Below are 7,575 nucleotides of genomic sequence, written 5' to 3'. Positions count from 1 at the left end.
TTGGCCGAGAGCATAGGGGTTATGGATTCCGGGCTCGCGCTGCGCGCGCCCCGGAATGACGAACGAGAGTTTGACTAACAATCAACACCACCCACAACAACCAAGAAAAGGAAACGCCTATGCTCGAAGTGTTCTTCGACTGCTCCAGTCCATGGACCTATCTCGCCTTTCACAACATCCAGCCGCTGGCGAAGGAGATGGGGGAGGAGATTGTCTGGAAGCCGATTTTGGTCGGGGGCATCTTCAATTCGGTCAATCCGAGCGTGTACGAGTCGCGGAAGACGCCGGTGCCGCTGAAGGCGCGCTACATGAAGAAGGACCTGATGGATTGGGCGCGCTCGTCCAACCTCGCCATCAAGATGCCGCCGAGCGTGTTTCCCGTGAACAGCGTCAAGGCGATGCGTGGCTGCCTGTGGCTATTGCGCGACAAGCCGGCCGCGATGGTGCCGTTTGCCACCGCGGTGTTTGAAGCCTATTGGGGCGACGATCAGGACATCTCCAAGGACGAGGTGCTGACGGCGATCTGCAATAAATGCGGTCTCGATCCGCAGGCGTTCTTCGCCGGCATCGCCGAGCCGGCGATCAAGGATCAGCTCAAGGACAACACCGACGAAGTGATCGCGCGCGGTGGCTTCGGCTCGCCGACGATCTTCGTCGACAAAACCGACATGTATTTCGGAAATGATCGCCTGCCGCTCATCCGCGAGGCGCTGGTCCGCAGCAAAGCGGGTGCCGCCTGATGCCGAAGGTTGTGGTGTGCCGCGAACTCGGACCGCCCGAGGCCCTGCGGCTTGAAGAGGTCGAGCGCAAAGCGTTGAAGCCGGGCGAAGTGCGGGTCGCGATCCGTGCCGCCGGTATCAACTTCCCCGATATCCTGATGTGCGCCGGCGAGTATCAGCTCAAGCCGGAGTTGCCGTTCATCCCCGGCATGGAAGCGGCCGGCGACGTGATCGAGTTGGGCGAGGGCGTCAGCAGCGCCAAGCTCGGCGACCGCGTCATCGTCAAGCTGCGGTTCGGCGCCTACGCCGAGGAGGTGGTGACAGCCGCGTCGCAACTGACGCCGGCGCCGTCGACCTTCGACTACGCGGAAGCCGCGACGTATCTCGCCGGCCACGGCACTGCGTGGCACGGTCTGGTCGAGCGCGGAAATCTAAAGAAGGGAGAGGTGCTGCTGGTGCACGGCGCCGGCGGCGGCGTCGGCCTCGCCGCGGTCGAAGTCGGCAAATATCTTGGCGCGACGGTCATCGCCGCGGCCTCGAGCGAGGAGAAGCTCGAAGTCGCCCGCGCCCGCGGTGCCGACCACGGCGTGCTGTATGGCGCGGAGCCGTTCAAGGATGCGGTGAAGCGGATCACCGGCGGCCGCGGCGCCGACTTGGTGTTCGATCCGGTCGGCGGCGAGATTTTCGAGGACAGCGTGCGCTGTATCAACTGGGGCGCACGGCTCTTGGTGATCGGCTTCACCGGTGGCATCGGGTTGGCACGCACCAATCTGATCCTGATGAAGGGCGCCAGCGTGGTCGGCGTCCGCGCCGGCGAGGCGGTGCGGCGCGATCCTGCGCTCGGCGAGCAGCGCATGGTCACGCTGCTTGATCTCGCCGAAAAGGGCGTGCTGCGGCCGAATATCTCGCACCGCGTGCCGCTCACCGAATGGGCCCGCGGCATGCGGCTGCTGATCGACCGCAAAGCGATCGGCCGGGTCGCCCTGATCCCGTAAGCCGGAACTTTCAAGCCCGCGCCGGCGAAGATTTCGCTTGGCGCGGGTTCGTCAAATGTGGAATGTGCGCCGCAAAACAACGAGGATCGAATGGCCGCTGAAGTCGAACGCGACGCGTATCTCAAGATGGTCGGCAGCGAGATCGGCGTGTCGGAATGGCACGTGCTGGATCAGAAGCGGATCGACACTTTCGCCGACTGCACCGAGGACTGGCAGTTCATCCATGTCGATCCGGAGCGCGCCGCGCGCGAGACGCCGTTCGGCTCGACCATCGCGCACGGCTTCCTGACGCTGTCGATGCTCAGCGTGTTCAGCTACGAGGCGATGCCGAAGATCAAGGGCGTCACCATGGGCGTCAATTACGGCTTCGACCGCCTGCGCTTCATCTCGCCGGTGAAGGCGGGCATGCGCGTGCGCGGCCGATTCATGCTGGCGGAAGCGACCTGGCGCAAGCCGGGCGAATTGCTGTCGCGCACCAGCGTCAATGTCGAGATCGAAGGCGAGAAGCGCTCGGCGCTGGTCGCCGATTGGCTCGGCCTGATCTACTTCGAACAATAATCCGGGAAGCAAACACATGGCTATCAGGTTCGACGGACGCGTCGCTATCGTCACCGGCGCGGGCAATGGTCTGGGACGCGCGCACGCGCTCGGCCTCGCGGCGCTCGGCGCCAAGGTTGTGGTCAACGATTTCGGCGGCGCGCGCGACGGCACCGGCGGCTCGATGACCGCGGCCGAGACCGTGGTCGAGGAGATCAAGAAGGCCGGCGGCACCGCGATGGCCGACGGCGCCGACGTCTCGAACTACGAGCAGGTGCAGGCGATGGTCGCCAAGGCGACCAAGGAGTGGGGCAGCGTCGATCTCTTGGTCGCCAACGCCGGCATCCTTCGCGACAAGTCATTCGCCAAGATGGAGCTGAGCGACTTCCAGAAGGTGATCGACGTGCATCTCGCCGGCACGTTCTACTGCTGCAAGGCGGTGTGGGACGGCATGAAGGAGCGTAACTACGGCCGTATCGTGCTGACCACCTCGTCGTCCGGCATGTTCGGCAATTTCGGCCAGGCCAACTACGGCGCCGCGAAGGCCGGCATCGTCGGCCTGATGAACGTGCTGGCGCAAGAAGGCCGCAAGACCGACATCCGCGTCAACACCATCTCGCCGACCGCTGCGACCCGCATGACCGAAGAGCTGCTGCCGCCGCAGGCGCTGCAGTTGATGAAGCCGGAGGCGATCACGCCCGCGGTTCTGTTCCTGCTCAGCGAGAACGCGCCGACCCGCACCACGCTCGGCGCCGGTGCCGGCTCGTTCGCGCAGATCAAGATCATCGAGACCGAAGGCATCAACCTGCCGGAAAACGAGTGGACCCCCGACGGGATCGCGGCGCACTTCGCCGAGATCACCGACGACTCCAAGGCCCAGGCGCTGGAGGGCGCCTTCCAGCAGACGCAGAAGTACGTGGCGCAAGCGGCGGCGCGGCTTGGGATTAAAATGTAAACTTGAGTCATTCCGGGGCGCTCGCAATTGCGGGCGACCCCGGACTCTCTGACTCGCAGAACTTGTCGAGGTTCCGGGTTCGCTCGCTACGCGAGCGCCCCGGAACGACGTGCTTGGGGCTTAGAATTAACCGGGGCTTCGGGTTACGGGGCTTGCCGTTTGAGACCCTCAACGAATCCTAGCGCGCGGGAAAGCGGGATCCCATCCGCGAGTCATTCCGGGGCGCCCGTAGGGCGAACCCGGAATCTCTGCGCCTGCCCCACGTGGTGTATAAGCGCCGAATGATTTGCAGCGCAGGCCATCGTGGCTGACTTTATCGACATCGACGCCGCCGTGATCGGTGCCGGCCCGGCCGGGCTGATGGCGGCCGAGCAGCTCGCCCGCGCCGGCGCGCGGGTCGTCGTGTTCGACGGCATGGCGGCGCCGGCGCGGAAGTTTCTGCTCGCCGGGCGCGGCGGACTTAACCTCACGCACAGCGAGCCACTGCCGGAGTTTCTTGCGCGCTACGGCGCCGCGCAATCACGGCTTGCGCCCGCGATCGAAGCCTTTCCGCCCGACGCGCTGCGACGCTGGGCCGACGACCTCGGCCAGCCGACCTTCGTCGGCTCGAGCGGCCGGGTGTTTCCGACCGCGATGAAAGCCTCGCCGCTGCTGCGCGGCTGGCTGCGCCGGCTCGACCAGCAGGGCGTGCAACTGCGGTTGCGGCATCGCTGGACCGGCTGGGACGAGCAAGGCCGCCTGCGCTTCGATACTGCGACCGGCGTCGCCGTCGTCGCGGCGCGCGCGACCGTGCTGGCGCTCGGTGGCGCGAGCTGGCCGCGGCTCGGCTCGGACGGCGGCTGGGTGCCGCTGCTTGCCGCGAAGGGCATCGCCGTCGCGCCGCTGCGGCCGGCGAATTGCGGCTTCACGGTCGGCTGGTCGGCGCTGTTCGCCGACAAGTATCAAGGGACGCCGTTGAAGAACATCGCGCTGACGTTCGGTGAGCACAACGTGCGCGGCGAGGCGGTGATCACGCGCGACGGCATCGAAGGCGGGGCGATCTACGCACTGTCGGCGCCGCTGCGCGATGCGATCCTGACCACCGGCGAAGCGCGGCTGCTGATCGCGTTGCGGCCGGATCTCGGCGTCGACGACCTCGCATCGCGACTCGCCAAGCCCAAGGGCAAGCAGTCGCTGTCGACATATCTGCGCAAGGCCGCGGGGCTGTCGCCGGGTGGCATTGGTCTGTTGTACGAAGCCGCACTGGCGGACGGCGTTCCGCTCGCAGCGATGTCGCCGGAGGCACTCGCCGCGCTGATCAACGCCGTGCCGGTGCGGCTCAGCGCCGTCGCGCCGATCGCCCGCGCGATCTCCAGTGCCGGCGGCATCACGCTGGATGAGATCGACGACGCCTACATGCTGCGAAAAGTGCCAGGCGTATTCGCCGCCGGCGAAATGCTCGACTGGGAAGCGCCGACCGGCGGATATCTGCTGACAGCGTGTTTGGCGATTGGCTGCGCTGCGGGGCAGGGCGCGGCGAAGTATCTGGGACGCTAACTCTCCGTCATTGCGAGGAGCACCCGGATCGGCGCTTTGCGCCGTCCGACTGCAGGCTCCGCGACGAAGCAATCCAGCGCAGTACACCGGACTGGATTGCTTCGCTTCGCTCGCAATGACGAACGATGGGTCGGCATCCTCTCCACGAGTCATTCCGGGGCGCGCGTAGCGCGAGCCCGGAATCCATAACCCCTGGCTTACGAGATGGTCTAGGCGTCGGCCGTCGTACCTTCACCGCGAGTCCAGGGGATATGGATTCCGGGCTCGCGCAGCTTCGCCGCGCGCCCCGGAATGACGAACGCGAAGGTGATCTCGCCTTCGAGCTGTTACTCCAGCTTCCCCCGCGCCGCCACCGGCAGCAGGCCAAGAATCTCCTCGCCGCGCACCATCACCACCTCGTCGACCATGTTGACGACGACGCAGACGTGGTTCGGGACAATCCGCACGACGTCGCCGATATTCGGACGCGAGTTGCTGCGCGACAAATCGAGGAAGCCGTGTTCTTCGGCGAACTTGGCGATGCGGGCTTCGGGGTGGTCGAGGATCAGGCCGTAGCCGTCGAGGCCGCCGCCGGGGTCGGAGGTCAGGGTCTTGGAGCCGGCGTCCAAAATGCCGCGCTCCGGGCCGGCGCGGCTGACGACGGTGGAATATACGTTCAGCGCGCAGTCGTCCCAGCTTGCGACGCCGGCGGCGACCTGCATGCGGTCGTTGTAGATGTAGGTGCCGGGGCGATGCTCGGTGGCGCCTTTGAGCTGGCCGAGGTTTTTGAGGTTCGGCGAGCCGCCGGTCGACACCATCGCGGCGTCGAGGCCGTGGGCGCGCACACCGGCCAGCGCCTCGTCAAAGAAACGCTGCGCGCGCGGCCAGCCGTCTTCGGTCGGGTACAGCATGAAGCCCTTGAACACTAGGCCTTCCGAGGCGGCAATGGCGCGCGCCAGCGCGATCGCTTCGCCCGGTGTTTCGACGCCCGCGCGCTGGCGGCCGGTGTCGCATTCGACCACGACGCCGAGCGGCCGGCCCGCGCGCGCGGCGGCCGCGGGCAGGCCGGCGATCACCACATCGTTGTCGGCCGCGACCGTCATCGTGGCGCGTTCGTGCAGCGCGCCGAGCCGCGCCATCTTCTCCTCGCCGAGCAGATTGTAGCTGATCAGGATGTCGTCGATGCCGGCCTCGGCCATCACCTCGGCCTCGCCGAGCTTCTGGCAGGTGATGCCGCGGGCGCCGGCGTCGATCTGCATCTTCGCCAGCAGTGGCGATTTGTGCGTCTTGATATGCGGCCGGTTGGTGACGCCGACCGCATCACACATCGCCTGCACCCGCGCGATATTACGCTCGACCCGGTCCATGTCGATCACCAGCGCCGGCGTGCCGACCTCACGGGCGATCTTGGCGGCGAGGGAGGTGGTCATCGGTGGGCTCCGGTTTGCGGCAGGACGTCGCGACTTGTTACCGGGTCAAGCCCGGCCATGACAGCTTACTACTGGGATGGGCCGCTATTCAAAACGCGCTTATGCGCTTTCGATCTCTTCGCGCAGCATCTCCAGCTCCAGCCAGCGATGTTCGGCCGCCTGATGCTCGTCGTGGGCCTTGGCCATTGCGGCGGAGAGCTTGTCGAATTTGGCGCGGTCCTTGGCGTAGAGCTGCGGGTCGTCGAGTTCGGCCTGCAGTTTGGCGATCTCGGCTTCGAGCTTGGCGATGGTCTTGGGCAGCGTTTCCAGCGCGTGCTTGTCGTTGAAGCTCATCTTGCGCTTCGGCGCCGGCGCGGACGCCTTCGTGGCGGATTCACTCGATGCAGCCTTCGCGGTGGTCTCTGCCGACGCCTTCGCCGGCTGCCGCGTCAGGTCGGCGCCGCGCTGGACCAGCATGTCGGAGTAGCCGCCGGCATATTCGATCCACTTGCCGTCGCCCTCGGGCGCGATCACCGAGGTGACGACGCGGTCCAGGAAGTCGCGGTCGTGGCTGATCAGCAGCACCGTGCCCTCGTAATCGCCGAGCATCTCTTCGAGCACGTCGAGCGTCTCGAGGTCGAGATCGTTGGTCGGTTCGTCGAGCACCAGAACGTTCGACGGCTTGGCCAGCGCTCGCGCCAGCATCAGCCGGCCGCGCTCGCCGCCGGACAGCGCTTCGAGCGGGGTGCGGGCCTGCTCCTGCTTGAACAAAAAGTCCTTCATGTAGCCGATGACGTGGCGCGGCTTGCCGCCGACCATGACCTGATCGCCGCGGCCGCCGGTCAGCGCTTCGGCCAGCGACGTTCGGGCATCGAGGCTGTCGCGATGCTGATCGAGCGTCGCGACTTCGAGATTGGTGCCGAGCCGGATGCTGCCGCTATCGGGCGGTTCGGCGCCGGTCAGCACGCTGATCAGCGTGGTCTTGCCGGCGCCGTTTGGGCCGACGATGCCGATACGGTCGCCGCGATTGATGCGGATCGAGAAATTCTCGACGATGGTGCGCTCGCCCCAGGCCTTGCTGATGCCCTTGGCTTCGATCACCAGCTTGCCGGATTTGTCGGCCTCCGCCGCGGCGAGATTCGCGCTGCCGGTGGGCCCGCGATAATCGCGGCGCTGCGCGCGCAGCTCGTGCAGGCCGGCGAGGCGCTTGACGTTGCGCTTGCGACGTCCGGAGACGCCGTAGCGCAGCCAGTGCTCCTCCATCACGATCTTGCGGTCGAGCTTGTGCTGATCGCGCTCTTCCTCGGCCAGCACCTCGTCGCGCCAGCTTTCGAATTGCGAGAAGCCGCGGTCGATCTGGCGGATCACGCCGCGGTCGAGCCAGGCGGTCGAGCGCGACAGATTGCCGAGGAAGCGGCGGTCGTGGCTGATCATCACGATCGCGC

Annotated in this window: 7 protein-coding genes; 5 read left to right on the top strand and 2 right to left on the bottom strand. The window is 66.5% G+C overall.

Annotation, left to right across the window (positions count from 1 at the left end):
- Nucleotides 1-119: 119 nt before the first annotated feature.
- The 5 genes from ACOJTD_RS17470 to ACOJTD_RS17450 all read left to right on the top strand — a co-directional run bounded on the left by ACOJTD_RS17470 (nucleotide 120) and on the right by ACOJTD_RS17450 (nucleotide 4,742).
- Entirely contained in the window at nucleotides 120-740 is a 621-nt protein-coding gene (locus ACOJTD_RS17470) for a 2-hydroxychromene-2-carboxylate isomerase (protein WP_420134148.1), read from the top strand.
- Nucleotides 740-1,714 carry an NADPH:quinone oxidoreductase family protein gene (locus ACOJTD_RS17465; RefSeq protein WP_420134147.1) on the top strand — a complete coding sequence of 325 codons (975 nt, stop codon included), beginning with the start codon at nucleotides 740-742 and terminating at the stop codon, nucleotides 1,712-1,714. Before ACOJTD_RS17470 ends, ACOJTD_RS17465 begins: the two co-directional genes overlap by 1 nt.
- A 90-nt stretch (nucleotides 1,715-1,804) precedes the next feature.
- Complete coding sequence (locus tag ACOJTD_RS17460; RefSeq protein ID WP_420134146.1) at nucleotides 1,805-2,272, top strand: MaoC family dehydratase; 468 nt, start codon at nucleotides 1,805-1,807, stop codon at nucleotides 2,270-2,272.
- A gap of 16 nt (nucleotides 2,273-2,288) precedes the next feature.
- A complete protein-coding gene (locus ACOJTD_RS17455) occupies nucleotides 2,289-3,206 on the top strand; it encodes an SDR family NAD(P)-dependent oxidoreductase (protein WP_420134145.1) in 918 nt (305 codons plus the stop codon).
- 303 nt (nucleotides 3,207-3,509) lie between these two features.
- Nucleotides 3,510-4,742 (top strand): NAD(P)/FAD-dependent oxidoreductase, encoded by a 1,233-nt coding sequence (locus tag ACOJTD_RS17450; RefSeq protein WP_420134144.1) that lies wholly within the window; start codon nucleotides 3,510-3,512, stop codon nucleotides 4,740-4,742.
- 326 nt (nucleotides 4,743-5,068) lie between these two features.
- Here the strand turns inward: ACOJTD_RS17450 and ACOJTD_RS17445 are convergent, their stop codons facing one another.
- Together ACOJTD_RS17445 and ACOJTD_RS17440 are read right to left on the bottom strand one after the other, a co-directional pair.
- Complete coding sequence (locus ACOJTD_RS17445; RefSeq protein WP_420134143.1) at nucleotides 5,069-6,151, bottom strand: alanine racemase; 1,083 nt, start codon at nucleotides 6,149-6,151, stop codon at nucleotides 5,069-5,071.
- A 99-nt stretch (nucleotides 6,152-6,250) separates the two neighbouring features.
- Nucleotides 6,251-7,575: ATP-binding cassette domain-containing protein (locus ACOJTD_RS17440; RefSeq protein WP_420134142.1), on the bottom strand; the 1,325-nt coding region annotated here is incomplete at its 5' end.

The sequence above is a fragment of the Rhodopseudomonas sp. genome (assembly GCF_048594845.1).
Taxonomy (GTDB): domain Bacteria; phylum Pseudomonadota; class Alphaproteobacteria; order Rhizobiales; family Xanthobacteraceae; genus Rhodopseudomonas.
The sequence above is the reverse complement of the archived record's forward strand: the minus strand, read 5'-3'. Positions and strand labels throughout refer to the sequence as shown.

Coding starts and splice junctions, on each gene's coding strand:
- ACOJTD_RS17470 (WP_420134148.1), top strand. CDS start 120: ATGCTCGAAGTGTTCTTCGACTGCTCCAGTCCATGGACCTATCTCGCC.
- ACOJTD_RS17465 (WP_420134147.1), top strand. CDS start 740: ATGCCGAAGGTTGTGGTGTGCCGCGAACTCGGACCGCCCGAGGCCCTG.
- ACOJTD_RS17460 (WP_420134146.1), top strand. CDS start 1,805: ATGGCCGCTGAAGTCGAACGCGACGCGTATCTCAAGATGGTCGGCAGC.
- ACOJTD_RS17455 (WP_420134145.1), top strand. CDS start 2,289: ATGGCTATCAGGTTCGACGGACGCGTCGCTATCGTCACCGGCGCGGGC.
- ACOJTD_RS17445 (WP_420134143.1), bottom strand. CDS start 6,151: ATGACCACCTCCCTCGCCGCCAAGATCGCCCGTGAGGTCGGCACGCCG.